The organism is Bdellovibrio sp. GT3, assembly GCF_037996765.1.
Classification (GTDB): domain Bacteria; phylum Bdellovibrionota; class Bdellovibrionia; order Bdellovibrionales; family Bdellovibrionaceae; genus Bdellovibrio.
Genome location: NZ_JBBNAD010000005.1, coordinates 587064 through 613050 on the forward strand (window position 1 = coordinate 587064; position 25987 = coordinate 613050).

The 25987-nt window shown below is 45.7% G+C and carries 28 protein-coding genes; 19 read left to right on the top strand and 9 right to left on the bottom strand.

Annotated features, from left to right (window positions below):
* Positions 1-15 precede the first annotated feature (15 nt).
* Positions 16-984, bottom strand: a complete 969-nt coding sequence (locus tag AAAA73_RS10190) for an electron transfer flavoprotein subunit alpha/FixB family protein (RefSeq protein WP_340598201.1) — start codon at positions 982-984, stop codon at positions 16-18.
* A gap of 9 nt (positions 985-993) precedes the next feature.
* Positions 994-1767, bottom strand: coding sequence for an electron transfer flavoprotein subunit beta/FixA family protein (locus AAAA73_RS10195; protein WP_340598202.1), 774 nt, complete (start codon positions 1765-1767; stop codon positions 994-996).
* A 181-nt stretch (positions 1768-1948) separates the two neighbouring features.
* Here AAAA73_RS10195 and AAAA73_RS10200 point away from each other — a divergent pair, with 181 nt between their 5' ends.
* The 6 genes from AAAA73_RS10200 (at position 1949) to AAAA73_RS10225 (ending at position 8213) form a co-directional block, all read left to right on the top strand.
* Positions 1949-2605, top strand: a complete 657-nt coding sequence (locus AAAA73_RS10200) for a succinate dehydrogenase cytochrome b subunit (protein WP_340598203.1) — start codon at positions 1949-1951, stop codon at positions 2603-2605.
* Positions 2606-2618: 13 nt separating this feature from the next.
* The gene (locus AAAA73_RS10205) at positions 2619-4535 is read left to right on the top strand and encodes a fumarate reductase/succinate dehydrogenase flavoprotein subunit (RefSeq protein ID WP_340598204.1); all 1917 of its coding nucleotides are present in this window, start codon (positions 2619-2621) and stop codon (positions 4533-4535) included.
* 10 nt (positions 4536-4545) lie between these two features.
* A complete protein-coding gene (locus AAAA73_RS10210) occupies positions 4546-5334 on the top strand; it encodes a succinate dehydrogenase/fumarate reductase iron-sulfur subunit (RefSeq protein WP_340598205.1) in 789 nt (262 codons plus the stop codon).
* Positions 5335-5538: 204 nt separating this feature from the next.
* The gene (locus AAAA73_RS10215) at positions 5539-5784 is read left to right on the top strand and encodes a hypothetical protein (RefSeq protein WP_340598206.1); all 246 of its coding nucleotides are present in this window, start codon (positions 5539-5541) and stop codon (positions 5782-5784) included.
* Positions 5785-5944: 160 nt separating this feature from the next.
* On the top strand, positions 5945-7546 hold the full coding sequence (locus AAAA73_RS10220; protein ID WP_340598207.1) for a S8 family serine peptidase: 1602 nt from the start codon (positions 5945-5947) through the stop codon (positions 7544-7546).
* Between the two features lie 133 nt (positions 7547-7679).
* On the top strand, positions 7680-8213 hold the full coding sequence (locus tag AAAA73_RS10225; RefSeq protein WP_340598208.1) for a hypothetical protein: 534 nt from the start codon (positions 7680-7682) through the stop codon (positions 8211-8213).
* Here the strand turns inward: AAAA73_RS10225 and AAAA73_RS10230 are convergent.
* Together AAAA73_RS10230 and AAAA73_RS10235 are read right to left on the bottom strand one after the other, a co-directional pair.
* On the bottom strand, positions 8210-9091 hold the full coding sequence (locus AAAA73_RS10230; protein ID WP_340598209.1) for an alpha/beta fold hydrolase: 882 nt from the start codon (positions 9089-9091) through the stop codon (positions 8210-8212). The two genes, AAAA73_RS10225 and AAAA73_RS10230, sit on opposite strands and share 4 nt — an antisense overlap.
* A 20-nt stretch (positions 9092-9111) precedes the next feature.
* A complete protein-coding gene (locus AAAA73_RS10235) occupies positions 9112-9801 on the bottom strand; it encodes an FHA domain-containing protein (protein WP_340598210.1) in 690 nt (229 codons plus the stop codon).
* A 145-nt stretch (positions 9802-9946) separates the two neighbouring features.
* Between AAAA73_RS10235 and rpsF the strand changes: the two genes are divergently transcribed.
* The 4 genes from rpsF (at position 9947) to AAAA73_RS10255 (ending at position 13001) form a co-directional block, all read left to right on the top strand.
* Complete coding sequence (rpsF, locus tag AAAA73_RS10240) at positions 9947-10393, top strand: 30S ribosomal protein S6 (RefSeq protein WP_340598211.1); 447 nt, start codon at positions 9947-9949, stop codon at positions 10391-10393.
* A gap of 15 nt (positions 10394-10408) precedes the next feature.
* Positions 10409-11296, top strand: coding sequence for a DUF2232 domain-containing protein (locus AAAA73_RS10245; RefSeq protein WP_340598212.1), 888 nt, complete (start codon positions 10409-10411; stop codon positions 11294-11296).
* A 42-nt stretch (positions 11297-11338) separates the two neighbouring features.
* Complete coding sequence (gene rplI / locus AAAA73_RS10250; RefSeq protein WP_340598213.1) at positions 11339-11785, top strand: 50S ribosomal protein L9; 447 nt, start codon at positions 11339-11341, stop codon at positions 11783-11785.
* 190 nt (positions 11786-11975) lie between these two features.
* Positions 11976-13001, top strand: a complete 1026-nt coding sequence (locus tag AAAA73_RS10255) for a S1 family peptidase (protein WP_340598214.1) — start codon at positions 11976-11978, stop codon at positions 12999-13001.
* Between the two features lie 57 nt (positions 13002-13058).
* Here AAAA73_RS10255 and AAAA73_RS10260 read toward each other — a convergent pair whose 3' ends face one another.
* On the bottom strand, positions 13059-13262 hold the full coding sequence (locus tag AAAA73_RS10260) for a hypothetical protein (RefSeq protein ID WP_340598215.1): 204 nt from the start codon (positions 13260-13262) through the stop codon (positions 13059-13061).
* A 217-nt stretch (positions 13263-13479) separates the two neighbouring features.
* Here AAAA73_RS10260 and AAAA73_RS10265 point away from each other — a divergent pair, with 217 nt between their 5' ends.
* Positions 13480-15360, top strand: coding sequence for an NHL repeat-containing protein (locus AAAA73_RS10265; RefSeq protein ID WP_340598216.1), 1881 nt, complete (start codon positions 13480-13482; stop codon positions 15358-15360).
* Here the strand turns inward: AAAA73_RS10265 and AAAA73_RS10270 are convergent.
* From AAAA73_RS10270 to AAAA73_RS10285, 4 genes are all read right to left on the bottom strand, one after another.
* Complete coding sequence (locus tag AAAA73_RS10270; RefSeq protein WP_340598217.1) at positions 15357-16283, bottom strand: SDR family oxidoreductase; 927 nt, start codon at positions 16281-16283, stop codon at positions 15357-15359. The two genes, AAAA73_RS10265 and AAAA73_RS10270, sit on opposite strands and share 4 nt — an antisense overlap.
* 17 nt (positions 16284-16300) lie before the next feature.
* Positions 16301-17725: a replicative DNA helicase gene (gene dnaB, locus AAAA73_RS10275; protein WP_340598218.1), complete on the bottom strand. Its 1425-nt coding sequence runs from the start codon at positions 17723-17725 to the stop codon at positions 16301-16303.
* 99 nt (positions 17726-17824) lie between these two features.
* Entirely contained in the window at positions 17825-18124 is a 300-nt protein-coding gene (locus tag AAAA73_RS10280; RefSeq protein WP_061834327.1) for a helix-turn-helix domain-containing protein, read from the bottom strand.
* Positions 18125-18167: 43 nt separating this feature from the next.
* Positions 18168-18806, bottom strand: coding sequence for a radical SAM protein (locus AAAA73_RS10285; RefSeq protein WP_340598219.1), 639 nt, complete (start codon positions 18804-18806; stop codon positions 18168-18170).
* A 136-nt stretch (positions 18807-18942) separates the two neighbouring features.
* Here AAAA73_RS10285 and AAAA73_RS10290 point away from each other — a divergent pair, with 136 nt between their 5' ends.
* The 8 genes from AAAA73_RS10290 to AAAA73_RS10325 all read left to right on the top strand — a co-directional run bounded on the left by AAAA73_RS10290 (position 18943) and on the right by AAAA73_RS10325 (position 25976).
* Positions 18943-21348: a DNA translocase FtsK gene (locus AAAA73_RS10290; protein WP_340598220.1), complete on the top strand. Its 2406-nt coding sequence runs from the start codon at positions 18943-18945 to the stop codon at positions 21346-21348.
* 69 nt (positions 21349-21417) lie between these two features.
* Entirely contained in the window at positions 21418-21993 is a 576-nt protein-coding gene (locus AAAA73_RS10295; RefSeq protein WP_340598221.1) for a hypothetical protein, read from the top strand.
* A 3-nt stretch (positions 21994-21996) separates the two neighbouring features.
* Positions 21997-22851: a tetratricopeptide repeat protein gene (locus AAAA73_RS10300; RefSeq protein ID WP_340598222.1), complete on the top strand. Its 855-nt coding sequence runs from the start codon at positions 21997-21999 to the stop codon at positions 22849-22851.
* Positions 22835-23050: a hypothetical protein gene (locus AAAA73_RS10305; RefSeq protein WP_340598223.1), complete on the top strand. Its 216-nt coding sequence runs from the start codon at positions 22835-22837 to the stop codon at positions 23048-23050. The genes AAAA73_RS10300 and AAAA73_RS10305 overlap by 17 nt, the downstream gene beginning before the upstream one ends.
* Entirely contained in the window at positions 23047-23904 is an 858-nt protein-coding gene (dapF, locus tag AAAA73_RS10310; protein ID WP_340598224.1) for a diaminopimelate epimerase, read from the top strand. Before AAAA73_RS10305 ends, dapF begins: the two co-directional genes overlap by 4 nt.
* Positions 23901-24785, top strand: a complete 885-nt coding sequence (gene dapA / locus AAAA73_RS10315) for a 4-hydroxy-tetrahydrodipicolinate synthase (protein WP_340598225.1) — start codon at positions 23901-23903, stop codon at positions 24783-24785. Before dapF ends, dapA begins: the two co-directional genes overlap by 4 nt.
* Positions 24782-25465 carry a 4-hydroxy-tetrahydrodipicolinate reductase gene (locus tag AAAA73_RS10320; RefSeq protein ID WP_340598226.1) on the top strand — a complete coding sequence of 228 codons (684 nt, stop codon included), beginning with the start codon at positions 24782-24784 and terminating at the stop codon, positions 25463-25465. Before dapA ends, AAAA73_RS10320 begins: the two co-directional genes overlap by 4 nt.
* 1 nt (position 25466) lies before the next feature.
* Positions 25467-25976, top strand: a complete 510-nt coding sequence (locus AAAA73_RS10325) for a hypothetical protein (RefSeq protein WP_340598227.1) — start codon at positions 25467-25469, stop codon at positions 25974-25976.
* The last annotated feature ends 11 nt before the right edge of the window (positions 25977-25987 follow it).

Below are 25987 nucleotides of genomic sequence, written 5' to 3' on the forward strand. Positions count from 1 at the left end.
ATTTCCTAAACACGATTAGTGGTGAAGAGCCTTTTTGAACTCTTCAGTCAATTTTGGAACGATTTCCAAAGCGTCACCTACGATACCGTAAGTTGCTTTTTGGAAGATTGGAGCGTTTGCATCGTTGTTGATTGCAACGATAACTTTAGATGAACCCATACCTGCCAAATGTTGAATCGCACCAGAGATACCGACAGCGATGTACAAGGATGGAGCAACCGTTTTACCAGTTTGACCAACTTGCATACCGTGTCCTACCCAACCAGCGTCCACTACCGCACGAGTAGCACCAACAGTTGCACCCAATACGTCAGCAAGATCGTTCAAAACTTTAAAGTTTGCTGCTTCTTTCAAACCACGACCACCGGAAACGATGATGTTTGCTTCAGTCAAATCCAATTTCTCAGAAGCACCTTTCACGATCTCTTTGATCAATGTTTTCAAATCCGTTGCCGCATTTGCATGTTCAACCACATTTGCAGTTTTAGATGTGTCAGCAGCGTCAACTGGCATTTGATTTGCGCGCATCAAAACGATTTTGATCGGGCTGTTTTCAAAGTTAACAGTCGCAAATGCTTTACCAGAGTACATTGGTTTAACAGCAGTGACGTTGTCGCCAGAGATTGTCAACTGAGTGCAATCACTTGCAACACCTGTGTTCAAGCGAGCTGCAACACGTGGGAACAAGTCTTTACCTGTTGAAGAAGCGGAAGACAAGATGATGGAAGGTTGAACTTTGTTAACGATCGCAACCATGTTTGCAGTGTATGATTCTGGATTGTAAGAATCCAAAGAAGCATCTTTAACAACATGCACTTCAGAAGCGCCGTTGTGGCCGATAGCTGCAGTTACATCACCTGCGTGAGAACCGAAAGTCACAGCAACCACAGTGTTGCCGGATTTGGCAGCGGCTTGCAAAAGCTCCATGGAGCTGCGTTTAAGTTTACCGTTTGTTTGCTCAGCAAATACTAATACTTTACCCATTGCCAACTCCTACAGAACCTTCGCTTCATCGCGAAGAAGTTTAACCAGTTCTGCTGCTTGTGCAGAAGAATCGCCAGAAAGCATTTTTACCGCCGGTTTATCAGCCGGAAGAGTCATGCCAGAGTATTTTACTTTGATATCAGACGCAGGAATGTTCAAGGAGGAGAACTCGATCTCTTTGATCACTTTCTTTTTGGCTTTCATGATGCCTGGCAAAGAAGCGTAACGAGGCATGTTCAAGCCTTTGTTTGCGCCAACAACTGCCGGAGTCATCATTTGCACAACTTCCTTAGCGCCACCTTCTACGTCACGCTCAACGGTTACATTTTCGCCATTGAATGCGAACTTGGAAACCACTGTTGTGTGTGGAACGTTTAGGAATTCAGCCATCATCTGGCTTACTGAAGAGGCGTTGTCGTCGATTGCAAGCTTGCCGGTGAAAATGATTTTCATTCCGCCCTCAGCTTTGATCACTTCAGCAAGTGCTTTTGCAGTTGAGAAGTTATCCAGACCTTCGCCGTTGATTACGATAGCTTCGTCAGCACCCATAGCAAGAGCGGTACGCAAGGATTCCACTACGCGAGCTTTCGGGCCAGCGCTCAAAACCCAAACTTGAGAGCCTGGATTTGCATCGCGAAGCTTGTTGGCTTCTTCGACTGCATATTCGTCATAAGGGTTCATAACCCATTTAATCCCCGCCGTATCGATACCGGTCTGGTCGGGAGAGATTTTAATTTTAGTTTCAGTGTCTGGCACCTGTTTGATGCACACAAAAATCTTCATGTTTTACCCCGTTTTTAGGTGACCAGTTCTATCGCAGATGATTTCAGAGGCAAAACTAAATCCTCAAAGTCTAACATGTTGCGAAACATGACAGGGGTCATGGACAAATCAAACCCCCGAGGAGTAAGTTAATTAAAAACTTAATGAGAATCTAAAGCTAAATTACAAGGGGTTTCATACCATGTTTTCATTTCTCGGAACGACTGTCGGGAAGAAATACTTAATGGGTATTACTGGACTTGTGTGGGCGGGCTTCGTGCTGGCTCATATGGCCGGAAATATGCTTATTTTCGTAAGTCACGATGCTTACAATGCCTACGGACATGCGCTAACTAGCGGAAAATTGATCTACGTTGCGGAATTGGTGTTGGTGCTGGCGCTGATCACTCACGTGACGATGGCGATTTCACTGACTAAAAACAATCGCGAAGCAAAAGGCCAACGCTATGCTGTTGCTGCCAAAGGCACGAAGAAAGTTTCCCTGGCATCCAGAACAATGGCCATTCAGGGTTCGTTGATTCTGGTTTTTGTGATTCTTCATTTGATCACTTTCAAATACGGCCACTACTACGAAACTAACGTTAACGGGACGCCAATGCGCGATCTGGCCAAGCTGATGGAAGAAGTATTCCAGCAACCTGGTTACGTGGTTTGGTATGTGGTTGCGTTGGTTCTTTTGGGTTTCCATTTGAAACACGGTGTGGGCTCCACATTCCAGTCTCTGGGATTGATGGAAGGCACTTACCGCAGTCTTTGGGCAAAGCTAAGCATCGGCTACGGTATTATCGTGGCTCTGGGCTTTATCTCTCAACCTCTTTACCTTTTCCTAATGCGCTAAGGAGCACACAATCATGGCTAATATCTTAGACAGCAAAATTCCAAGTGGTCCAATTGAAGGCAAATGGGAAAAAGCAAAGTTTGAAAACAAACTTGTAAATCCAGCCAATAAAAGAAAGCACTCCGTTATCGTTGTGGGTACCGGTCTTGCCGGCGCATCCGCCGCTGCTTCTTTGGGTGAACTTGGTTATAAAGTAAAAGCATTCTGTGTGCATGAGTCCCCTCGCCGCGCCCATTCCGTTGCCGCTCAAGGCGGTATCAATGCTGCAAAAAACTATCAAAATGATGGTGACTCCACTTACCGTCTTTTCTACGACACAGTTAAGGGCGGTGACTTCCGTGCCCGCGAAGCCAACGTTTACCGTCTGGCTGAGGTGTCTGCGAGCATCATCGATCAAATGGTTTCTCAGGGTGTTCCTTTTGCCCGTGAATACGGCGGTACGCTTGCCAACCGTTCTTTCGGTGGTGCGCAGGTTTCCCGTACGTTCTATGCCCGTGGTCAAACCGGCCAGCAGCTTTTGTTGGGTGCATACTCGCAAATGATGAGACAGGTTGATGCTGGCACAGTGGAGCTTCGTTATCGTCGTGAGATGTTGGACGTGGTTATCGTTGATGGCAAAGCTCGCGGTATCATCGTTCGCAATCTTTTGACAGGTGAAATTGAATCTCACGAAGCGGATGCGGTCGTTATCGCTTCCGGTGGTTATTCCAACGTATTCTTCCTTTCCACAAATGCGATGAACTGTGCAGTGACGGCGGCATGGAAAGCCCACAAACGTGGGGCTTACTTTGCGAATCCTTGCTACACACAAATCCATCCAACCTGCATCCCAGTTCACGGAGAGAATCAGTCTAAATTGACTTTGATGTCTGAGTCTTTGCGTAATGACGGTCGCGTTTGGGTTCCTAAAGCGGTTGGTGATAAACGTCATCCAAATGACATCCCTGAAAACGAACGTGACTATTACTTGGAGCGCGTTTACCCGTCTTTCGGTAACTTGGCTCCTCGTGACGTGGCTTCTCGTCAGGCAAAATATGCATGCGATGAAGGCCGTGGTGTGAATGAATCCGGCAAAGCTGTTTACTTGGATTTCGCTGACGCTATCAAGCGTCTGGGTGAAGATAAAATTTCAGAACGTTACGGCAATTTGTTTGAAATGTACGACAAAATTACCGGCGAAAATCCTTATAAACGCCCAATGAAAATCTATCCGGCACCTCACTACACAATGGGTGGCTTGTGGGTTGACTACAATCTTCAATCAACAATTCCAGGCTTGTTCGTGGCTGGGGAAGCAAACTTCTCTGACCATGGTGCGAACCGTTTGGGTGCATCTGCATTGATGCAAGGTTTGGCTGACGGATACTTTGTTCTTCCGTACACAATCGGCAACTATCTGGGTGGAACAAAACTTGATAAGGTTACGACTTCTGATGACGCCTTTAAAGCAGCAGCTGATGGTGTAAGAAAAGAAATCAGCACTCTAATTGGCATTAAGGGCAATCGCACCGTCGACAGCTTCCATAAAGAGCTTGGTAACATCATGTGGGAAAACTGCGGCATGGGTCGTAACGAAGCTGGTCTTAAAAAGGCCATTCAGGAGATCCCAAAACTTCGCGAGGAATTCTGGCAAAACGTGCGTATTCCAGGAGATCCAAACTATCTTAACGTTGAGCTTGAAAAGGCCGGCCGCGTGGCTGACTTCTTGGAGCTTGGTGAGTTGATGTGCCGTGATGCTTTGGAGCGCCAAGAGTCTTGTGGTGGTCATTTCCGTGAAGAGTATCAAGACAAGGGTGAAGCGAAACGTGATGATGAAAAATTCTGTCACGTGGCCGCGTGGGAATACACTGGTGAAAACAAAGCATCAGTTCGCCACAAAGAAGAGCTTGTTTTTGATAACGTTCACCTAGCAACTCGTAGCTATAAATAAGAGGCTGAAAATGAGTGGTAAAAATATCAATCTGACTTTGAAAGTTTGGAGACAAAAAGGACCTAAAGATTCAGGTTCTTTTGTTGAGTATCCTGCGAAAAATGTGTCTGAACATGCTTCTTTCCTTGAGATGCTGGATGCTGTGAATGAAGAAATCGTAGCGAAAGGCGAAGAGCCTATCGCGTTTGACCATGACTGCCGTGAGGGTATTTGTGGTACTTGTGGTTTTGTTATCGATGGCGAAGCTCATGGTAAGTTGAAGGCAACAACAGTTTGCCAACTGCACATGCGTAACTACGAAGACGGCGATACATTGACGATTGAGCCGTTCAGAGCAAACTCCTTCCCGGTGATCAAGGACTTGATGGTCGACCGTTCTGCGTTTGACCGTATCATTTCTTCCGGTGGTTATATTTCTCAAAACACGGGAAATCCCCAGGATGCGAATGCAATCCTGATTCCGAAAGCAGACTCTGACGAAGCAATGAGCTCAGCGACTTGTATCGGTTGCGGTGCTTGCGTGGCAGCTTGTAAGAATGCTTCCGCAGCATTGTTTACTTCAGCTAAAATTTCTCACATGGCTTTGCTTCCGCAAGGTGCTGTTGAGAAAGATGAGCGCGCTCTTCGCATGGTTGCAGCCATGGACTCTGAGGGTTTCGGTGCTTGTACAACTACAGGTGCTTGCGAAGCTGCATGCCCGAAAGAAATTCAGCTGACCAATATCTCCCGCATGAATCGTCAATACTTGGGTGCTGTTTTAACTCAAAGACCTAAGCATAAAGACGGCGGCGCAGGATAGGCTGACATTCGCATCAGTTTAAATTTTTGTTCGTGATTCCAAGGGGTTCGGTTTTCCGAGCCCCTTTTTTTGTATTTATTTTTAACCTTTAAATTCTGCATCATCGGTCGATCTCAATGAGAGACGCATCCTAGACCTTCATCTATGAATTTCCCCTAAAGCTCGAACATCAAACTTCCGAAATCTAGACCAAGGAATGGGCTTATGAAGAAGATTGATCAACTTATGGCAGAATTGGGTTTTAACAAAAACGCACCAGATAGCGTGAAAGAAGCCTTTATAAAGCATTTAATAAAGGTCTCTGAAGGCGTGAACGTTGTTACTCCGTCTGAAAAGCGCGAAATTGCCCAACATCCCGAGAAAATTGTGCAGTTTAAGATGCCAGAGCAGATGAGTTTTGGTTTTGCCGACGAGAAAACAACTCGTCCTACAAGACCAAAGACTGGTTAAATAACCTATAAACACAGGACTTAGGTCTAGGTTTTTGACCTCAAATAAAAACAAATAAAATCCTAACTTTGCGATTGGTACCATTTTGGAACTGGGGAACCACTAGGCAATTATTGCCGAGACCTTCCTCGGGCTGAAATCACCCATCGAAGGAGGGATTATGAGAGGGCTTATCGGAAGAGCCATGCTCGGTTTGTTCGTTTCTGTAAGCGCGTTCGCTGCTAAACCTGAAGCTGTGCCTGGTGAATACATTGTTCAACTTAAAAATCAGTATGCTATTCAGTCTACACAAATTCTAAGTCAGCAATTGGGCGCTTATGTTAAGAGCACAATTCCTCAAATGAATATCGTGGTAATTAAAAAGCCGGTATTTGAACTTACTGACAGTGTTGTTAAAACACTTTCTCAAAACCCAATGGTTGATATCGTTGAACCAAACTTTATCTACCGTATTAACAAAACACCAAACGATCCAATGTTGGGCCGCCTTTGGGGTATGAATAACTCCAACAACGCAGGTGTGGACGTTGGAGCTCTTCAAGCTTGGGATATTACAACAGGTTCAAAAGATGTTCTTGTTGCAGTAATCGATACTGGTATTGATTACAATCATCCAGATCTTAAAGAAAACATGTGGTCGAACCAAGCTGAGCTAAATGGTCAGCCGGGTGTGGACGATGACGGTAACGGCATCGTGGACGATATCTACGGCGCAAACTTCGTGAATGCGGCGAAACCAACGGGTAACCCACTTGATGACCACAGCCACGGTACACATTGCTCCGGTACAATCGGTGCAAAAGGTGACGACGGTGTTGGTATCGTAGGTGTTGCGTGGAATGTTCGTTTGATGGGTGTAAAATTCCTTTCTGCAGATGGTTCCGGTTCCCTAGAGGGCGCACTTAAAGGTATCGACTATGCTGTGAGCATGGGTGCGACGATCCTTTCGAACTCTTGGGGTGGCGGTGGCTACTCTGAAACTTTGAAACAGGCGATCCAAAGAGCGAACGACAAAGGTGTTCTGTTTGTTGCAGCGGCTGGTAACGAATCCAACGACAACGATGCGAACCCGACTTACCCTGCCACTTACGATGTTCCTAACGTTCTTTCTGTAGCGGCAATTGATGAAAAAGGCTCTTTGGCTTCTTTCTCCAACTACGGAAAAAACAAAGTTCACGTGGCTGCTCCTGGTGTGAACATTTACTCATCCACTAAAAATGGTGGTTACAGCTCTTACTCTGGTACATCAATGGCGACTCCGCATGTTTCCGGTATTGCGGCTTTGATCGCTTCCAATGAGCCAGGTTTGAACGGCATCCAAATTAAAGAGCGCATTATGGCGACTGCGAAGCCTTACCCAACTCTACGTGGTAAAGTTCGCACAAAAGGTATTGCAAATGCTTACACAGCTTTGACAAACACTGAGCCGGTTCCAGATCCAAATGACCCGGTTAACTGGCAAACTGTGACTGCAAGTGTTTCTTCTGCTCACCCGTACGCAAGCAAATCCAACGAGACATTCGAAGTGAATGTTCCGGGCGCGAAGCAAATTGCAGTCTACTTTGAAAAATTCGACACTGAACGTGATTACGATAAAGTTATGATCTACGATTCCACAGGGAAATTGGTTCAAACTTTGTCTGGTAAAGCAGATGACACTCTTAGCACCGTGATCGAAGGAAGCTCTGCTAAAATCGTTTTCACTTCTGATGACTCTGTAAACCGTTATGGTTTCGACATCACTAAAATTGCTTTCCGTTAGTCCTGACTAACAGGCAAATAGCAAAAGCCATCTCGTAAAGCGGGATGGCTTTTTGTTTTTAATCAGTATCAAACCTCCACTGCTGCCATATGGAAAAAGCCCGTCAATACTAGAAGGAATTGATGGAGGTTGCATGGAACCCGAATTGCAGCGAAATAGACCCACTCCGCAACGTAAGCCGGTTTACCGTCCCGAAAATAAAAAGAATGAACCGATTCGTAAGCATGTCGACGAGAGTGCTTTTGAGCAGAAGTCTTTTGCGCAGGAATCCAGCGTTATTGTCGGCACCTGTCTGATCGTTTCCGGGTTCATCGGATTCGTTATGACCAATTTCCTGGGAATGCATCTTACTCCTGCACACAACATGATTCTTCTGGTGTCTGGTGCAGCCTTGGTAGCTATGGGCTTTAAGAAAGAACCAGTCGCCAGAAAGTGCGCGATGATTGTTGGTGCATTCTTTGCCGTTATTGGAGTTCTGGGGTATGTCGTTGGAGCGCCAGGTATTGCGACAACTGGAAACATGCAACGGGATGATTTTCTGTGGATTGTGTCTCCGGAAGTTCTGGAGATGGGCTCTAGGGATCACAACATACATCTGCTGACGGCGGCGATTTTACTTGCCTGCTCCATCATGAGATTTAAACGCCGAAAACTTCAGGGCCTTTAGTCTTCAGAGATGCCTTCATTTAGAAACTTTTCAATTTTCAGGTTTGTATAGTCAGGGAAATCAAGCTGTGTGCAGTGAGAACCGTATGGCACGAGCACAAACTCGGAGTGCTTGATTTTCTCTTTCAGGTGATACTGAAATCGGATGGGTGTAACTGCGTCTTTTTCGCCCGAGATCACCAACACCGGTACATTGATGGTTTCAAGAATTGATTCACCATCGAACTTCATGAGCTCTTCAAATAATGCAATGAAGACTCTCAAATTCATGCGCGCGACTCCGCGACAATAAACTTCGATGTCCTTGAAATGAGTCACTCGCAAATTAAAGCCGCCGGCCAATGCAGTTGCATACATTGCCAGTGGATTATCAACCGCGACTTTCCACAGAGTATTCCACAGGTCCGGCGCGCTGTCGTACTGCCCTTTTACGAAATAAAAAAACGGCTCGACGACATCAAGACCAAACATTCCTTTGATGGGATTTCTGGCAAAGCCATTGATGAACACCATCGACCGAATAAGTTCTGGGTGCATTGAATAGAGGTTCAGTAAAACGGGCGCTCCAAAGCTATGACCCGCAAAGTGTGCACTCTTAAGTCCAAGATGCTCCAGCAATCCTGCAATGTCCTTGCAGACGGCTTCCAAAGTCAGCTGACTCATGTCTGCAATTGGTGTGCTTTTATGATGCCCGCGCAAATCAAATGCGATCACTTGATAATTGCGAGAGAAATATTCGATTTGATAGTGCCAGTGATTAATAGGACATGCGATTCCATAGATAAGAACCAGCGGATCACCCTGCCCGTGAGTTTCATAATAGATAGAGGTGCCGTCATAGCTTTCAAATGTTCCGATGCTTTTGGATGTGGTTTCCATGACGTTCCTCGAAGCTCAATCTATAGATATGAAACTTTAATAACCGTGCTACCGACAGCAATCATATCACCATCATGCAACGTTTCGGCAGAGACCTTTTTATTGTTAAGCGTAACCCGGCCAATGGCTAAGACCTTAAGCTGAACCTGGCCCGGAAGTGCCACAAACTTGAAGGCATCCCGAGGGGCATCCACATCCAGAAGCTCGATATCCAGGGAGTCAGCGCCCGCAGTTCTGGGACCATACCCTAAAATAATTTCCTCATCGGCCTGAATGCCGCGAAGAAAGGTCAGCTTTAGCGCCGGAGAGAATCTTTCAATTTCAATCGAAGGCTGTGTGTTTTCAATTTTGGAATCGGGAATCTTGGCGCTTAAAATATTGCGCCAAGTCAAAAGACGTTCGAAGCTTCCCGCCTCTTCTTCCTCAACACTGACGACTTTAAACTGAGTACGGCCAACCTCGAAGATAACCCCCGGAATTAACGCTACTTTTTTCACACGGCGGCCCGAAATGTACAGCCCGTTTGAGGAATCCAGATCCAACAGTACCAGTTGCGCCTTACCATCCAAAGCCACTTGGGCATGGGTTCCTGAAACCTTTGGATCCTTAATAACGATGTCTGCCTGGGATCTGCCCAGGGTCATTCCGTCGCGCAATTGCAGCCGCGAACCTTCGTTAACTCCATTAAGAATCTCAATAAAAGTGACCATTTAGGTATGATAGGGCTGGATTCCCATGTTTCAAAGGACTATTCCTTGTGCTCAAACTTAAGGCGTGCTAAACCCGTTAAACATTTTAAAAGTCATCCTTGTTCCCACCCCTGTATGGTGGGGGCTTTAACCGAAAGGATTATACATGGAAACTAAAAACACTATGCCTTACGAGGTTGTAGTTCTTATGCATCCAGATGCAACTCTTGAAGACCAAAAAGAGCTTTTCAAGAAGAACAAATCAACTATCGAGACTTTCAAAGGGACTATCAACTCTTTGGAAACTTGGGGCAAACGTAACTTGGCGACACCAATCGGCAAGTTGAAAAAAGCGACATACTTCCACTCTACATTCGAGGCTGACACTCAAGCTATCGCTGAGTTGGAACGTACTATGCGTATCAACGACAAAGTACTTCGCTTCATGCACACTCGTCTTGATGAGCGTGTTTCTTTGGCTAAGTTCATGGAAGGCTTCAAAAAAGGTCTTTCTGAATCTGCTGCTCGTGAAAAAGAGCGCGAAGCTAAAATGCAAGCTCGTAAAGCTGCGTTCGCTGCTGCTAAAGCAGACCGCGCTGAACGTGGCGAGTAATTAAAGGCGTAAGCCATGAAGAAGACAGCGTCACCACAGAAATTCATCACAGTTTCATCTCTCTCGATTTTGTTGTCGATGATGACCGTGGTGTTCGGCGCTCCTCTTCTTCGTGTGCTCCGTCAGACTTACGGTCCTTGGGCCTTTTGGATCCTGGGACTGTTGGTAACAGGGGCTTCGTGGCTCCTCAACGCTCAACCTTTAGCAATGTTCATTGGCTCCGTTTGGATGACTTTAGGGGTATACAATGAACTTGAGCAAAGAGGATTTGGGTGGTGGAAGTCCGGCATTCTGAGCGTACTGCTTGGGACAGGTGCTGCAAGCATCTCTCTTTACGGTGCCTTCAAAGTGAATGGGATTAACACGTACGCTGAAGTTCAAAAACTGGTCGAACAGTTTACTGAGCAGGTTCAGAAAATGAATCCCGCAGTTAAATTGGACGCTTCAGTTCTGATGCAGCAAGTTCCATCAGCCATTGCGATTACTTTGATTCTCGCTTTAGGTGTGGGACTAATATTTGAGAGAAGGGTTTTTTCGTGGCTCAATTTGCCCCGCGAGAAAATTGCCTCTCAGCTCAATTTGTTAGAATATCGCCTGCCCGATTTTTTTATCTGGGTTGCGATGACAGCCTTCCTTCTAACAATGGTGAGTTTTGGCGGTAAGGCCATTGCGATCCTCGCAGTTAATATAGTGAACGTAGCACTCGTTCTTTATTTTTTTCAGGGGTTAGCAGTGTTGGAGGTATGTCTTAATTCGATGCGAGCAGGAACGTTCACACGAGTTTTGGTGTACATAATCTTGGTCGGCCAGTTGGTGCTTGTATTAAGTGTCATTGGTTTGATCGATTACTGGTTGGATTTTAGAAGTCGCATCCGCAAGATGACGGCTCCCAAAGCCAGCTAATACTAATTTCACTTTGGCTTTTGCCGAAGTAATGGAGATCACATGAAAGTTATTCTTCAAAAAGACGTTAAAGATGTTGGCCGTGTTGGTGAGTTGGTGAACGTTTCTGAAGGTTTCGCAAGAAACTTCTTGTTCCCACGTAAATTGGCTGCTGAAGCTACAGAAAAACGCGTAAAAGAATACGAACACTTGAAACGCGTTGCTGAAACTAAAAAGAAAAAAGCTATGGCTGAACGCCAAGAGCTTTTGAACAAAGTTAACGGCACTACTGTAATGTTCAAACTTCAAGCTGGCGCAGACTCTGACAAGCTTTTCGGTACTGTAACAACTACAGATATCTCTAAAGAGCTTCAAAAAATGGGTCACTCTATCGACCGTCGCGATATCCTTTTGGAAGAGCCAATCAAAGTATTGGGTCAACACAAAGCGGTTATCCGTTACGCTGAAGGTTTGGAAGCTAAGATCCAAATCGCAGTTGAGCGCGCATAATTTACCAAATAGTACGCAAAACTATGAGAGAGGCCTCGGATTTCCGGGGCCTCTTTTTTATTTGCGGTATAAGACGCGTCCCGGAACGTTTGTCATCTTTACCATAACGTAATCTTATGGATTACATCGAATTTTTTATATTGCCCTGGTTCCAATTTGGGTGTTTAAAGGCGCCATTGGAGGGGGTTCCATGAAAACAATCAATTCACTAAAACTAGTTTTATCCTTGGGTGCATTGGCGACGATCGCTGCTTGTACTCCAAATAATTCAGCTTCTTTGAAAGCTACAGACTCTTCCAAAACAATTATTGGTGGTGAAGCTGTTGCTGATTCAGACATCATCAGAAAATCCACCGTATCTATCGTGGTGACTGTATTGACTCAAGACGATCAACAAGGTGAGTTCTTGTGCACAGGTTCTATCGTTAGCGAAAACACGATCCTGACTGCTGCTCACTGCGTGCCAGGAAATGAATACAAGAAAGCAGCGATGTACGTTGTTTTCTCTACTGATCTGAATAAATTACAGCAAAGCCAAATCCAAGCGGTTACTGGCGTTGTAGTTCACCCACAATACGGTGAAGGTGATGCACGTCTTCGCGCTACGATCGAAAGATTGAAAAAAGAAGGCAACCCGTCTGGTGAAGGCGTTGAGTTGTCTGATCGCGATCAAGGTGCGGATAACTACGATTACGCAGTTATCAAAATCCAAGGCAAAATCCCTTCTAACTACCAAATCGCTAACGTTCTTAAAAACGAAACAGTTTTGAAAAATGGCGCGAAAGTGACTTTGGCTGGTTTCGGTCTTACGTATGTTAAAAAAGAAAAAGTAGATCTTAAAAAATATCCAGATCTTGATGGTGCAATTGCCAGCGGTCAAATCGCTTGTACTTACGACAAGACGACTTGCTACATCTTGACTCAAGAGAACGAAAACATTCTTAAGAAGACAGATGTTTACGTAATCCAAGCTTACGGCGACACTGAAGTGGCTTTGGATCAAACTCAAGGTAAAGGTGCTTGCCACGGTGACTCTGGTGGTCCGGCATTCATCAACATCGATGGTGTTGAATACCTTTGGGGTGTAACTAGCCGTGGTACGGGTCAAGAAGGTATCGACGATTGCTCTAACTACGCAATCTACGGAAAAGTAAACGCGTTGTGGGACAGCTTCGTAGCAAAAGCGATCGCACAATTGAACTCTCCAAAAAAATAATCAGAGTTTAAAATTAGAAAATAAAAAAGGCCTCGGTGATCCCGGGGCCTTTTGTTTTTAAGCGGATTTAGATTCTTCTTCGCAGGCAAGTTCCAGGAACACCTGGTTCAAGTAGTCGACCATGATATCTCGTAGCTGGTCGATTGTGAGCTCATCAGCACTGGTGCCATGTGCAGACATCAGTTTATTTAATTCACCCGTCAGAGACCCTTGAGGGAGTCCGGTTGCCTCTACCACTGATTGGGCAAGACTCTTATTCATATTTGCCTCCGTGCTACTTGGTAGGCGCGATCCATGCGCCTATATCCTAAGGACCCCTCCACTCAATCAAGGGGTTAAATTTAACTCAATCTAAAAGCGAATATACGGCTTTTGGTCCAGTCATTTTGGAGCACCCGTCGACTTAAATTGAGGCGCCCTCATGAAAACCCTAAACCTGTTTCCTGAAAATTCCGAAAAGTGTTCGGGGAGTCAACTTATGCGCGTACTGTCTGGAGTCCTTATTATTGGGACCTTTTTACTTTCTGCCTGTTCGCTCGACATTAATATGTTGGGGAAAGACCAATCGTATATTGGCCCGGACGATGGTGTGAACTTTCCTCTGGGCGATAAAGCCTCCTACTTCTCTTCCGCGACAGACTTCACGCAAGCTGCAAATGGAAACTACTACGTCGTCGATGCAAATGGGGCGAATGTGGTGATTCTCAATCCTCAAGGCAGAGCAATGAAAAAAATTGGCGGATTGGGTTCGGGAAACGGTCAATTTAGTCTCCCGATGAGTGTCGCATCTGATTCGCAGAGCAATTTCTATATTGCAGACTTTATGAACTCAAGAATTCAAAAGTTTTCACCTCTAGGCGTGCACTTGGAAAATATTGGTACGACTGGTGGAACTGGTGATGGATTGTTGTCCCGTCCGTGGGGACTGGCAATCGACAGTCAGGACAATCTTTACGCTACTGAGTGCCAGGGTACCTCAATCAACTATCTGAAGAAGTACAAACCTAACATCTCCACTGGTCTTTATGAGTTTGAAGATGTCAAAGGAGGATCAGAAGGTAATGGTGCCAATGACTTTGACTGTCCCCGTGGTGTCGCCATTGACAGCAATGACGACATATTTGTAGTCGATGCTGACAACTATCGAGTGGTGAAAATTGATAAAGTCACTTGGAATGCAGTTTCCAACTTCGGTTCTCTTGGGCCAGGTAACGGCAAGTTTGGAATGCCCGGATTTTCTTCGGATATGAACGATATAGTCATTGATGCTGATAATAATATTTATGTGTCTGAGGCATATCCGACTATCAAAATTCAAAAATTTAGTGCCGCTGGTATTTACGAAAGACATTTCGGAAATGGAGTGGGAACTGGCGACAGTGAACTTCAAGATCCGAAAGGTTTGGGGTTGGATAATAGTGGCAACTTGCTGGTGGGTGATCAGATTCAAGGTACTGCAGTGGGGTACGGCCAGATTTTCAAGTCTGATGGAACTTTTCTGGAAAAGTGGAAATCAGGAGGAAGTGACCCCGGTGAAATTGCAAAGCCATTTGGAGTTGCTGTTTATAAGTCGGAGTTTATCGTTGTTATTGATAACGGAAATAAAAGAGCAAGTTTGTTTAAATTCACGGGAGAGTGGATCAGAGATTTCGGTAATTTTGTAATGCCATTGGATGTGGACGTTGACGGAAGCGGCAACATTTATGTTCTTGATGCGGATACCGGTGTTAATGCAGGCAAGATCTATAAATTCGATAAAGATGGTTTGGTTGGTTTGCCATGGCCGACTACTGAGTTAGGAGCACCCAGCACCTTGGGCATATCTTATGGTTTCAAGGTGACGTCATCCGGTGAGGTCTATTTGGCAGAATCCGCCAAGAGCAGAGTTTCCAGATTTAGTAGCTCGGGCGTTTTCATTGAGTCATTTGGTGAAGATGCAGGAACAACAGATGACGACTTATCACTTCCGCTAGATGTTGAAATTGATAGTCTCGGACGTGTTTATACCACGGAATATCTCACTACTCGTCTGCACGCATTTCAACCTAATGGTGTCAGTATTGCTAAAGTGGGAAGTAGTGGGTCGGGTTCATCTCAGTTTCAACAGGCTTATGGAATTGCAGTTGATTCAACAAATTCAGTGTATGTTGCAGATGGAGTGAACAATAATATTCAGATTTTTTCTTTGACCGGTTCCTCATTTACCCGCACTGGCGGATTTGGCCAGGTTGGTGTCGTAGGTGGAGAGTTCTCAGCGCCAATTCATATGGTTATAGATGAAAATGAAAATTTATGGGTGGCAGACTCAGGCAATGCTCGTGTTCAGAAACTAAATCTTTCAGGTCAGCCGGTAAATTAACGGCGGTGGGAGTAGTTTTTTCCCCACCGTTGGGCTTTGGGTAAGCACCAGTACAGGAATGGCAGCAACAGTCTTCGCGGCATGAGCCTGCGGATATAATAGAAAACTTTGGCATCAAGTGTGGCAGGAATCCATAGGGGTGGATTTTCTGTTTTCATGGTTTTGATAATGATCTTGGCGATTTGTTCGGAAGAGGTGCGCGAGGTTTGCATCATCTTTGCCACGAAGGGTGTCATGTTCTGGTAGAAGTCGCAGTAAGGACCATTCCAATTGTTCGCGGGATCGGACAATTCCGTGTGATAAACGTTCATGAAGGATTCGCTATTCACAAAGCCTGGTTGTACCAATGATATCTGCACACCGAAGGGGCGCATTTCATACCACAGGGACTCGCTGGCGCCCTCAAGAGCATACTTCGACGCCGAGTAAGACGACATGGTGGGCATCGCCAACATTCCCGCTACAGAAGATATATTGATGATCTTGCCCCTGCCCGTTTCGCGCATATACGGTAGCACACGACGAATCAAACCCATCGGACCCAGATAGTTTGTTTCCATCTGCAGAAGCTCATCCTTGGCCGTCATGTGTTCAATCACGGATCGATAAGAGATACCGGCGTTATTCACCAAGATATCCACACCACCCCATTTTTTGCTGATGTGGTTGATGACTTCAATTCGGGATCCTTCTTGGGTGACGTCCAAAGGATAGATAACGAAGCGTTCGTTCTCTAAAAAGTTATCGTGAAGTTTTTGAATTGATTTTTCACGAGCTGTGGCAACGATGCGGTATTCAGGATGATCCTTGTAAAGCAGTCGCGCCAGGTCCAGACCAATACCCTTAGAGCACCCCGTGATTAAAACAACGGGATGGTGAGGCTGATCCGGATTCTTTTTGTGATAACGTGAAAAAGGCCACATAAGTGGCCTCTATTATCCTAGGCTGGAGCCCCAGGAGCAAAGTTTTTCGGTCTGCCACCTGGCATCGGAGGTGGAGCTTGCGGCGGAGGAAGTGGATTAATATGTCCACCACCCTGTTCGCTTGGCTCAGGATCTCGGAAGCGAGAATGCTTGGCATCGAATTTAAGTTTAACAGTACCTGTGGCACCGTTACGCTGTTTACCGACGATAACCTCTGCGTGACCTGCTTTGTCTGGATCTTCCTTGTCGTAGTAGTCATCACGATAAAGCATCATGATAACGTCGGCATCTTGTTCGATAGATCCGGACTCACGGAGGTCAGAAAGCATTGGACGACGGTCCGCACGACCCTCTACCCCACGATTCAGCTGGGCTAGTGCGATGATCGGAACCTGAAGTTCCTTGGCAATCGACTTCAAGCTCTTAGAGATTTCGGCAACCTCTTGCTCACGTGAAGAGAATTTTTGTTTCATACTCATCAACTGCAAGTAGTCGATCATGATGCAATCGATACCGTGTTCTGCCTTCAAACGACGGGCACGAGAACGGATCTCAAATGGTGACATACCTGGAGTATCATCGATAAAGATTCCGGCCTCTGAAAGAGCGCTGGCTGCGTTAATCAGCTTAGGCCATGCAGAGTCCTGGATTTTACCGTTACGGATTTCATTCATGTTAACGCGTGCCTCAGAGGACAACATACGCATCATCATGGCTTCTTTACCCATCTCGAGAGAGAAGTAGGCGATAACTTTCTTCGCGCGAAGGGCGATGTGCTGAGCAACGTTCAGAGAGAACGCTGTTTTACCCATCGACGGACGAGCGGCGATGATCGTCATCTCACCCGGGTGAAGACCCGAAGTCATTTTATCCAGTTCGGTGAAACCAGTTGGAAGACCGGTAACATCGGCTTTACGTTTATAAAGCTCTTCAATCTTTTGGATGGAAGCCTTAACGATCTCCATGGAGCCCACAAGACCTGTTTGTTGTTTGGTCTCTGTAAGTTTGAAGATTTCAGATTCGGCTTGGTCCATGAAGGACTCAACGTCTGCAAAATCCTGGTCGTAAGCACGCTCGATCAACTTGCTGTTCGCGGAGATCAGCTTACGAAGAAGACCTTTTTCACGAACGATTTTTGCGTGCGATGAGATGTTTGCAGAAGAAATGGTTTTATCAAGCAAACCGATCAAATACTCCGGACCGCCAACCATATCCATGGAACCTTCGGCCTGAAGCACGTTGGTTACAGTGATAATGTCGATTGGCTGATTTTTTCCGTGAAGATCTTTGATGGCAGCGTAAATCTTTTGATGTGCTGGCTTATAGAAGTCCTCTGCGAAGAGAACGTCACCAACCTGATCGAGAGCTTCTCGATCTAGCATGATGCCGCCCAGAATAGACTGTTCGGCTTCAAGATTTTGCGGTGGAATGCGAGTACTCACGACACAACCCCTCGTGTGAGAATATCATACAAAAAAATGCGAGACTTAAACAAAGTGGGTGGTTCTAGATGGCTCGCTGGTGCTAAATCGTGAACAAATTTAGTTTAGTTTTTTAACACGAATTTTGTAGTTATCAATTTTCTTCTTAAGAGTATTGCGATTGATGCCAAGCATCTGAGCAGTCTTTACTTGATTGCCATTGTACGCACGTAGAGCAAGCTCAAGAAGTGGTTTTTCCACTTGTTCGATAACTACATTGTACAAACCGTTCAATTCAACTTGCGCCTCTTTTTGCTGAGCGAAAAGAACTTCGAGTTTGCTTTTAACAAGCTTTTCCAAGCTTACAGACTGAAGATTAGCGACAAAAAGATTATCTGAACTGTTAAGGTTCGGCGTCATGGAACTCCCGGAATTACATCAATGCGTGGGTTTTTGGAGTAATCTATACTCCGCGTGTTTCGGGAGACCAAATATACTTATGCAGTTGTAATTGCAACCTTGCAGATGATTTTTGCTGCAATATTTTTTCTGCCAACCAGCGTTCAGATACTTGGCCGTATGATGGGCTGTATAAAACCACAAATTTTTCGAACAAATTGTGTTGACGACAGAAATTTTCAGACCAGTTGAAGTCTTCCTCGGAACAGATAACAAACTTGAATTCCGTGCTGGGTGTAGAAAATTCGATGTTCTCCATCAAGAAAGAATTTGCTGCACCACTGTCGGGAGTTTTCACATCCAAAATAACTTTCACGCGAGGATCAACTGCTTTGATTGATTTTGAACCGGAAGTTTCCAAAGAAACTTTGTAACCCTTGTCACTAAGTTCGCTCATCAACGGATGAACTTCTTTTTGCAACAAAGGTTCACCGCCAGTAACGCAGACATGTGTGGGTTGATGGGAATCAATTTCTTTAACGATAGATTCCAAGGACTGCATTTCGCCTTCGTAGTAGGAATACTTTGTATCGCAATACGTGCAACGCAGGTTGCACGCCGTGGTGCGCACAAACACCGTAGGGGCACCTACGTACGTTGTTTCACCTTGGATACTGTAGAAAATCTCATTTATTTTAAGCATTCTTACTGGCTCTTTGTCTTGGAGGCACCCTGTTAACTCTGGCGGGGCCGCCAGTACTTGTACCTGCCCCAAGTCCTAAGTCAAGGTTGCGCTGCCCGAGCATGACTAACTCAGCGAAATTTCGTAAATTTTTTAAATGAACCAATTCCTCAAAAAGTTCCGACAAGACGTCACTGCAATCTGTTTCTTGGGCCTAGGTCTCTTTATCACATTGTCATTGGTAAGCTATAACCCTCAGGACCCCTCTCTAAACTCTATAGGGCAAGGACTAAAAGCCCTAAATTACTGCGGAATCGTCGGCAGCTTCCTGGCGGATGGGCTTTATCAGCTCTTCGGATTGGCCGCTTGGGTGATTGTGGCGGGTCTTATCAGAATGGCCTGGGCGGCAGTTCGCGGTGAATCCTTGAATCTTAAGAACATTCGTTTTGTCTGGGCATTGCTCTTGATCGTGGATGTTGCGGCATTACTTTCGATCTATATGCCAACGACACGCCTCTTCCAGAATCAAATAGCACTGGGGGGCATGCTGGGCATGGGGGTTTCCCAAGCTTTGATGGGGGCCTTCGCTTACGCTGGTGTGCAGGTGATTCTGTGGACCTTTATGGCGGTTCTGGTGGTGTTCTATTCAGAAAAGTCATTGCATGAACTTGCAGAGGTTCCGCAGGAATTCATGGCGATGCTGAAAAAGAAAAAAGTCGGCGAGCGAATTGCCGGCTTCTTTGGTGGTGCATTCGTAAATGAAAAGAAAGCGCCTAAGAAAGAAAAGAAAAAGGACGAGCCTAAAAAAGCCTTCCCTCTTGCAGATAAGAAGTTCGTAGGAAAAGACGAAGAGGAAGAAGACAAGGACTTGAAACTTCTTCTGGATGCAGCTGAAGAAGAATTTGACGAGGAAGAAGAAGAGGACGAAAGCGATGAGCTTTTGGCGGATGACGACGGCGAAGAGGAGGAAGAAGAAGAAACTCCTGCAGTTCGCATGTCACAAAAACGCAAAGTGGTGATGAAAGCAAAGCCACCTCGCCGTATTGAGAACTGGGAAATGCCAAAGCTTGCGCTTTTGGAAGATCCTCCAGTATCCAGAATCAAAATCGACAAGGCCGAGATTCAAAGAAAAGCTGATGCCCTGGTCGAGAAGCTTAAAAACTTCTCCGTCGAAGGTTCAATTCAGGACGCGAAACCAGGTCCCCTGGTTACAATGTATGAATTTAAGCCGAACGCGGACGTAAAGATCTCCAAAATTTCTGAACTTGAAGATGACTTGTCGCTGGCATTGTCCTCTGAGTCAGTGCGTGTGGTCGGTCATATTCCAGGCACGGATGTTGTTGGTATCGAGACCGCGAATCTGAAGCGTGAAACAGTTTATTACAAAGACTTGATTGCTGAAGACTCATTCTGGAGTGAGGATCTGGCGTTGCCGATGGCGGTGGGCCGTACTGTTGATGGTGAGCCGAAAGTCGTTGATCTGCGCAAGATGCCGCATTTGTTGATCGCCGGTACGACGGGTTCTGGTAAATCCGTATTTGTCGGTTCAATTATCACAGGTCTACTATTCCGACATTCTCCGAAAACTTTGCGCTTGGTTTTGATCGATCCGAAAATGGTCGACTTGGCACCGTTTGCAACAGTGCCACACTTGGCAATTCCGCACGTGACCGAGCCGAAAAAGGCTGCGACGGCATTGAAGTGGGCTGTGCGCGAAATGGAAAAGCGTTATAAATCCCTGTCCAAGTTCGGCGTTGGTAAAATTGAAATGTTCAATGAAAAGACCTCGGCGCTTTCAAAAGACGAGATCGAGCAGCATGAAAAAATCAATATTGAACTTGAAGAAGGCAAAGCCAAACTTGATCAGTATTACTATCAACCACTTCCTTATGTGGTTATCGTGGTGGACGAGCTTGCCGATTTGATGATCACGGAAAAGCAAAACATCGAAGAGCCGATCCAGCGTTTGACTCAAAAAGCCCGCGCCTGCGGTATTCACTTGATCCTGGCAACTCAATCGCCGCGTAAAGACGTTGTGACTGGTTTGATTAAAACAAATATTCCGGGTCGCGTGGCATTGAAAGTGGCTTCAAAAATGGACTCCAGAATCATTATCGATGATTCCGGGGCGGAACGTTTGCTTCCGAATGGGGACATGTTGTTCCAGGCACCGGGAATCGGTAAGCCTACCCGACATCATGGTCCTTATTTGAAGGATGCTGAAATCGCGAATGTCGTTAAACATTGGGCGTCTCAGGGTGAACCTGAATATGATCCTCTCGCAATGAAAGCATTGGATGGATTTGCTGGAGATGGGGCCGAAGCTGGTTCCGGAGATGGCGGCGGATTCGGTGAGGAAGAGTACGATGAGCGTTATGACGAAATCCTGTCCTGGGCATCTGCTCAGAAGGAAGTCTCTGCCTCGTTGATTCAGCGTAAATTCCGTTTGGGTTACCCGCGCGCGGCTCGTTTGATTGAAATTTTTGAAAAAGAAGGCGTCGTGGGGCCGGCGAACGGCAGCAAGCCGCGTCAAGTCCTCATTTCTTCCTACAGCGAAACGTAATCGGTGCTTGCTAGTCCTCCTTTGGTCGTGCTGCAATATTAGCAACAAAACCATCAAGGAGGATTTTTTATGATTAAAGCAATTATTGCTTCCCTAGCACTGACATTGTCAGTTTCCGCATTCGCAACTCCAAACGTTGCTGACGTTGTAGTTCAGGCTCAATTGCCTGCAATCGCTGAACAAGCTCAAACTTTGGGTTTGGACTGGAAAGTTGGCGACAACGCAAACTACAACTTGGATATGGGCGGTTTCATTAAAGGTAAAATGGTAATGTCTGTTAAATCCATCGGTGACGACGGCATCTGGATGCAACAAGATATGGATCTTGGTTTCGCGGGTAAACAAAACGTTGAAACTCTAATTGATCCAAACACTGGCGCGGTTAAAAAAATGATCGTGAACGGTAAAGAACAAGAAGTACCTAAACAAGACGTTGAAGTTGTTGAAATCAAAGAAGACAAAATCACTGTTCCGGCTGGTACTTTCGAATGCATTCACGCAATTCTTAAAGACAAAAAAGACAACGCAGAAATCAACGCTTGGATCAATCCACAGTTGATTCCAATGTCTGGTTTGTTGAAACAAGTTGCTCCAAGCCAATTCGGTAAAGTAACTGTTGAGTTGACTTCGTTCTCTAAAAAATAGTTCATGAAGTCGAACTTCTTAAAAGCCGCTCTTGGAGCGGCTTTTTTATTCTCAAGCCCCGCATTTTCTCAGTCCAAAGCTGAGACCTACAAAGATATTATCGAAAAAGCCTACAACTTGAGTTTACAGAAGGATCGCCAACAGGCGTTGAATATCCTTACTGCAGCAATTGCGCGTGAAACCCGTCCCGCTGCGCAGATGGAACTAAAAAAGGCCGCCTTGGATGTGGCCCATGTTTTCTTCAGCGATAAGGCTCAGCAGCTTTATGAAACTTCAATTTCTTTGAAGAAAACGGATCTAAATCAGGCTCTGGCAAAATTGAATGAGGCTCAAAGAATTGAGCCCGACAATCAGACTGTCCTGACGGAACTGGCTAGATTGCATGTGGCTAAAAACGACTGCTCTAACGCAATGGAAGTTTTGGCCAAACCTATAAAAGTGATTCCTTTTGATGATGAACTGAGACTTGCCAACGCTCAAAGTCAGGCATGTTCGGGTCAATGGATCGACTTTGCCAAAAACCCGGAAGCCTTGGACCCTAAGAAGTCCTCATATCAAAAATTTTGGATGATTCTTTCCGTTGAGCATCAACTGAAGCTGAAAAACGCCGCGAAAGCGAATGAGCTTGCACAGAATCTGGTGAAACTTGATCCAAAGTATCCTGAAGCACATTATTGGACCTGGAAGACGTCTCAAGTATTGAAAAAGAGCAATGTCGAAGAGGCTCAGAAATATGTGATGGCCTGCAAAAACATTTCAGCGAGCCAGTATAGACAGTATATGATAGATCCCATGCTTTGTCGCCGAACCACAGAGGTTGAAGGCGAAATCAAGGGGATGAATGGAACCACTGAATAAATCCTTATTGCTAGTCATCGCCTGTGCATTTGTTGCAGGTTGCGGAGTAAAAGGGGCACCCCTTCCTCCGCTGACTCCGCCACCACTGGGTCGTGGAGAACCGACTTACTCTGAAACCACTCGTAAAGAAAAACGTAAAACTCGCCCGGTTAAAGAAACCAATGAGGACGAGGCGGATAGTATCGGAGAAGCTCTGTGAACCCACTCTTGCCAGTTAGAATCACGAAAATGTCCGGGGCGGGAAACACCTTTGCCTTTATTGATGGGCGTGGTCGTACCGACTGGAAGAAGATCGAAAGTGAGCTTGGGAAGTCCCGTGCAGAAATAGCGCAATTGGTTTGTGATCGAGTTTTGGGATTGGCTACGGACGGATTCATAATTATCGAGGACCCTTCCGAAGGCTATGATTTCAATTGGGATTTCTATAACTCAGATGGATCAACTGCGGAAATGTGTGGGAATGCTGCCCGTTGCGCCGCTAGATACTGCTATGAACAACTGGATGAAAAAGAAATATCAAACATTCGCTTTAAAACCGGAGCGGGATTGGTTTCAGCCCAAATTCTGGGTAACGGAAAAATTCGCGTAAAGATGCCAGAAGCCCGCGTTATTCAGAATCCGATCGAACTGGAAACAAAATCCAGCTCTAAGGAAAAGTTTGTTCTGGTTAACACGGGTGTGCCCCATTTGGTTCAAAAGATTCATGAGTTTGTGGATTCAGTAAACTTAAAGGATCTGGCCAGAGAAATGCGCAATCACGAGGATATTAAGCCCGCGGGAGCCAACGTTACTTTCTTCGCGGAGGATGCGCCCGGCAAAATCAAAGCCGTCACTTTTGAGCGCGGAGTTGAAGACTACACGCTAGCTTGTGGCACAGGCGCAGTCGCAGCAGCTTTTGTCAGCTCGCTGGAAAACAGTTTAAATGAAATTGAAGTACAGATGCCCGGAGGAGTGATGGAAGTCCACTTCTTTGCAAATGATGCAAAACCACTTTTGGTGGGTGATGCAGTATTCGTAGGTGACTTCCAATACAGCGCGGAGGCGGTTAAATGAAAAATTTCAAAGGAACATTCACGGCCCTGTTAACTCCATTTAAGAATGGAAAAATCGACTACCTATCCCTGGATAAAATGGTGACTCATCAACTTCAAAATGGCGTTGATGGTTTTGTTATCAATGGAACTACTGCGGAAAGTCCGACTCTGAATGATTCTGAAAAGCAGGAGCTTTTCAAGCATGTCAGAAAGCTTGTGGGGACTTCTGTTCCATTGATTATGGGAACAGGCTCAAACGACACAGCGAAAACAATTGAAGACTCCAAGAAGGCTGAGGCCTTGGGCGCTGACGCCATTCTGGTTGTGGTCCCCTATTACAACAAACCACCTCAGCGTGGCTTGTATGCGCACTTTAAAGCTGTTGCGGAAGCAGTAAAGATACCAACAGTTCTTTACAATGTTCCGGGGCGTACTATCACCTCTTTGGCGCCAGAGACAGTGAATGATTTGGCGAAAGTTTCCGGAGTTATCGGAATTAAGGAAGCTTCCGGTAGGATGGATATTGCTGAGCAGATTATAAAATCCTGCGGCAAAGACTTCGTTATGTTGTCCGGTGATGACGGGACTTACGTGGACTTTTTGAAGTGCGGTGGACACGGCGTGATTTCGGTGGCGACACATGTGATTCCGAAGCAGATGGTGCAGTGGAAGAAGTGGGTTCAGGATGGACAGGTTGAAAAAGCCCAAGAGGACATCAAGAGGTTCCTTCCGTTGATTGATCTGTTGTTTGTGGAAGCAAACCCAATCCCAGTGAAAAAAGCAGTTCAGTTGATGGGTTTGATTGATTCGGCTGAAATGCGTTTGCCGTTGATGGAACTGGCTCCCGAACACACTGAGAAGTTGAAGATGGAAATGAAGAAAATGGGAGTTTTGGCGTGAAGAAAATCAAGATCGGACTTGTCGGTGCAAATGGGCGCATGGGTCGCGAGATTGCAGAGGTCATTAACAATAATGGTTCCTGTGATGTTGTATACACTCTGGGACGCGATAAAAAAGTGGACCATGATCATGCATCCAAAGTTGATGTGTGGATTGATTTTTCGTCGCCAGAAGCTCTTTCTGATGTTTTGAAAATTGCTGAGCGCCACAAAACACCAGTGGTTTGTGGTACGACGGGATTTACCACTAAAGAAAAGAATCAACTTGCGAAAGCCAGCAAGAATATTCCTGTTCTTTGGGCCTCAAACATGAGCATGGGTGTTGCTGTTCTTAATGAAGCCTTGAAGATGTTCGCTTCAGTTTCCAACTTTGATTTTCAAATCGAGGAATTTCACCACATTCGAAAAAAAGACAAACCATCCGGAACAGCGATCACATTACAGGAAAATCTGGAAAAAGCTGTTGGCAAAAAATGTCCGGAACCACTGGCTATTCGTGGCGGTGGGATTTTCGGAATTCATAAAGTCCACGCCATGAGTGATGAGGAAGTGATTACTTTTGAACATTCGGCGCTGAACAGAACCGTTTTTGCCAAAGGTGCAGTCACCGCCGCCTTGTGGTTGGCTAAACAAAAGAAACCGGGCCTTTACCAGATTCGCGACGTGTTGTTTGGTAAGTAGTATGTCAGGCGCCCTACATAATTCTTTGATTTCGATCTCCCTGGATTTAATGGGCGGAGAAGAAAAATCCCGCGAGCTTCTGGGTAAGATATCGGAGTGTGGAGACATTATTGGAATTTCTTCGATCTACAAAAGATATACCAGTGATGCCCATAACGACCTCAGTGCACGAATCGAATTTGTCATTCGTTTTGAAACTGCAATGAGTGTGGAGCAGCATCTGCATCTGGTGCTGTCGTTGTGTGATGAGGGCTCGTCAGGTTTGGTACAAAGAAGCCAAGTTGAAATGATTCTTTTGGCCTATGACGAGACGATACTTATGTCACCAAGGCTGACACTGCCCTACCCTCAACTGCATACGGATCCATTGATTATCCGCTGTGCAGCAGAGGCCTGGGGTCAATATGAGCACCCAATTTATCAGAAAACCCTCAGTGAAATTTCAAAGACAGCAAGAACCGTAAGGGATGCAGAGTTCTATAAGCAGGGTAAAAGCCTTATTGATTTTTAGGTCTCAGCGAC

Excerpts from the sequence above, each read along its gene's own strand:
- AAAA73_RS10190 (WP_340598201.1), bottom strand. The coding sequence starts at position 984 with ATGGGTAAAGTATTAGTATTTGCTGAGCAAACAAACGGTAAACTTAAA.
- AAAA73_RS10195 (WP_340598202.1), bottom strand. The coding sequence starts at position 1,767 with ATGAAGATTTTTGTGTGCATCAAACAGGTGCCAGACACTGAAACTAAA.
- AAAA73_RS10200 (WP_340598203.1), top strand. The coding sequence starts at position 1,949 with ATGTTTTCATTTCTCGGAACGACTGTCGGGAAGAAATACTTAATGGGT.
- AAAA73_RS10205 (WP_340598204.1), top strand. The coding sequence starts at position 2,619 with ATGGCTAATATCTTAGACAGCAAAATTCCAAGTGGTCCAATTGAAGGC.
- AAAA73_RS10210 (WP_340598205.1), top strand. The coding sequence starts at position 4,546 with ATGAGTGGTAAAAATATCAATCTGACTTTGAAAGTTTGGAGACAAAAA.
- AAAA73_RS10215 (WP_340598206.1), top strand. The coding sequence starts at position 5,539 with ATGAAGAAGATTGATCAACTTATGGCAGAATTGGGTTTTAACAAAAAC.
- AAAA73_RS10220 (WP_340598207.1), top strand. The coding sequence starts at position 5,945 with ATGAGAGGGCTTATCGGAAGAGCCATGCTCGGTTTGTTCGTTTCTGTA.
- AAAA73_RS10225 (WP_340598208.1), top strand. The coding sequence starts at position 7,680 with ATGGAACCCGAATTGCAGCGAAATAGACCCACTCCGCAACGTAAGCCG.
- AAAA73_RS10230 (WP_340598209.1), bottom strand. The coding sequence starts at position 9,091 with ATGGAAACCACATCCAAAAGCATCGGAACATTTGAAAGCTATGACGGC.
- AAAA73_RS10235 (WP_340598210.1), bottom strand. The coding sequence starts at position 9,801 with ATGGTCACTTTTATTGAGATTCTTAATGGAGTTAACGAAGGTTCGCGG.
- rpsF (WP_340598211.1), top strand. The coding sequence starts at position 9,947 with ATGGAAACTAAAAACACTATGCCTTACGAGGTTGTAGTTCTTATGCAT.
- AAAA73_RS10245 (WP_340598212.1), top strand. The coding sequence starts at position 10,409 with ATGAAGAAGACAGCGTCACCACAGAAATTCATCACAGTTTCATCTCTC.
- rplI (WP_340598213.1), top strand. The coding sequence starts at position 11,339 with ATGAAAGTTATTCTTCAAAAAGACGTTAAAGATGTTGGCCGTGTTGGT.
- AAAA73_RS10255 (WP_340598214.1), top strand. The coding sequence starts at position 11,976 with ATGAAAACAATCAATTCACTAAAACTAGTTTTATCCTTGGGTGCATTG.
- AAAA73_RS10260 (WP_340598215.1), bottom strand. The coding sequence starts at position 13,262 with ATGAATAAGAGTCTTGCCCAATCAGTGGTAGAGGCAACCGGACTCCCT.
- AAAA73_RS10265 (WP_340598216.1), top strand. The coding sequence starts at position 13,480 with ATGCGCGTACTGTCTGGAGTCCTTATTATTGGGACCTTTTTACTTTCT.
- AAAA73_RS10270 (WP_340598217.1), bottom strand. The coding sequence starts at position 16,283 with ATGTGGCCTTTTTCACGTTATCACAAAAAGAATCCGGATCAGCCTCAC.
- AAAA73_RS10280 (WP_061834327.1), bottom strand. The coding sequence starts at position 18,124 with ATGACGCCGAACCTTAACAGTTCAGATAATCTTTTTGTCGCTAATCTT.
- AAAA73_RS10285 (WP_340598219.1), bottom strand. The coding sequence starts at position 18,806 with ATGCTTAAAATAAATGAGATTTTCTACAGTATCCAAGGTGAAACAACG.
- AAAA73_RS10290 (WP_340598220.1), top strand. The coding sequence starts at position 18,943 with ATGAACCAATTCCTCAAAAAGTTCCGACAAGACGTCACTGCAATCTGT.
- AAAA73_RS10295 (WP_340598221.1), top strand. The coding sequence starts at position 21,418 with ATGATTAAAGCAATTATTGCTTCCCTAGCACTGACATTGTCAGTTTCC.
- AAAA73_RS10300 (WP_340598222.1), top strand. The coding sequence starts at position 21,997 with ATGAAGTCGAACTTCTTAAAAGCCGCTCTTGGAGCGGCTTTTTTATTC.
- AAAA73_RS10305 (WP_340598223.1), top strand. The coding sequence starts at position 22,835 with ATGGAACCACTGAATAAATCCTTATTGCTAGTCATCGCCTGTGCATTT.
- dapA (WP_340598225.1), top strand. The coding sequence starts at position 23,901 with ATGAAAAATTTCAAAGGAACATTCACGGCCCTGTTAACTCCATTTAAG.
- AAAA73_RS10325 (WP_340598227.1), top strand. The coding sequence starts at position 25,467 with ATGTCAGGCGCCCTACATAATTCTTTGATTTCGATCTCCCTGGATTTA.